Annotated in this window: 1 protein-coding gene; it reads right to left on the bottom strand. The window is 65.5% G+C overall.

Features of this window, described 5'->3' with window-relative positions:
• Positions 1 to 27: 27 nt before the first annotated feature.
• Positions 28 to 1,280, bottom strand: a protein-coding gene (locus ACIA8E_RS41980; protein WP_399307387.1) for an IS3 family transposase whose coding sequence is annotated in 2 segments (ribosomal slippage) — positions 28 to 998 and positions 998 to 1,280 — 1,254 coding nt in all. Because the reading frame shifts where the segments join, the coding sequence is not laid out codon by codon here.
• Positions 1,281 to 1,330: the final 50 nt, after the last annotated feature.

A 1,330-nucleotide genomic window follows, 5' to 3' on the forward strand; every position in this document is an offset into this window, starting at 1 on the left:
TGAACCGCCCCGGGTTCGGTAGAGATCTCAGATTGTGGTTGTGGCCTGGGGTTTTGTGAGTTCCGTGTAGTAGTTGGTCTCGTACTCGGCGGGTGGGACGTGGCCTATCTCACCGTGCAGGCGCCGGTGGCAGTACCAGTCGATCCACTCGGCGGTGGCCAGCTCGACCTGGGAAAGGGTCTTCCAGGGCCGTTGGGGCTTGATCAACTCGGTTTTGAACAGGCCGATCGTGCTCTCCATCAGGGCATTGTCGTATGCGTCGCCGACGGAGCCGATCGAGGCGGCGATGCCGGCCGCGTCCAGGTGTTCGGCCAGCTTGAAACTGGTGTACTGGCTGCCCGCATCGCTGTGGTGTATCAACTCGCCTCGAACGTGGGGATGTTCATCGCGGTCACGCTGCCACAGCGCCATCTCCAGAGCGTCCAGGACGAGCTGGGTCTCCTTCGACGTCGCGGCGGACCAGCCGACGATCCGGCGGGAGAAGGTGTCCACGACGAAGGCCACGTAGACGACGCCGGCCCAGGTCGCCACGTGCGTGAAATCCGCGACCCAGCAGCGGTTCGGTGCGGCGGCGACGAAGTCACGATCCACCCGGTCCGGTGCCCGCTCGGCCTGCTGGTCCGGTCTCGTGGTGATGACCTTCTTACCGCGGACCGCGCCGGCGATGCCCAGCTCGCGCATCAGCCGTTCGACAGTGCAGCGGGCCACCGCATGTCCCTGCCGGTTCAGCTCCCGCCAGATCTTCCTCGCCCCGTAGACGCGGTAGTTGGTGGTGTGGACCTGACGGATCAGTTCCCTGAGTTCCGCGTCCCGCACGGTACGGGCGGACGGGGCTGCCAGTCGCTTCTTGTGTGCGTAATAGGTGGAAGGGGCGATCTTGCAGTCGTGCTCGGTGAGCGTCCTGCAGATCGGCTCGACCCCGCCGAAGCGGTCCCGGTACTCGTCGATGAACGCTACGAGCGCGTGTGTGGCCGGTCGAGCTCGGCCGCGAAGAAACTCGCCGCCGCCTTCAGGATCTCGTTCGCCCGCTTCAGCTCGGCGTTCTCCTTCTTCAACGCCTTGAGCTGGACCGACTCCTCCGTCGTCGTCCCGGGCCGCGTCCCCGCATCGACCTCGTGCTGCTTCAGCCAGTTCCGCAGCGTCTCGCGGGAGCCGATGCCGAGCTTCTCGGTGACCGCCTGCAAAGCGGCCGTCTCGTTCGGGTAGTCGTCGCGCACCTCGACGACCATGCGCACCGCACGTCGGCGCAGCTCAAGCGGGTAACGGGAAGGTCGTGCCATGACTCGATCCTTTCACGAAATCGAGTCTCCATTCGAGCCGGGGCGGTTCA

Source organism: Streptomyces sp. NPDC051664, from assembly GCF_044453545.1.
In the GTDB taxonomy this organism is placed as follows: Bacteria; Actinomycetota; Actinomycetes; order Streptomycetales; family Streptomycetaceae; genus Streptomyces.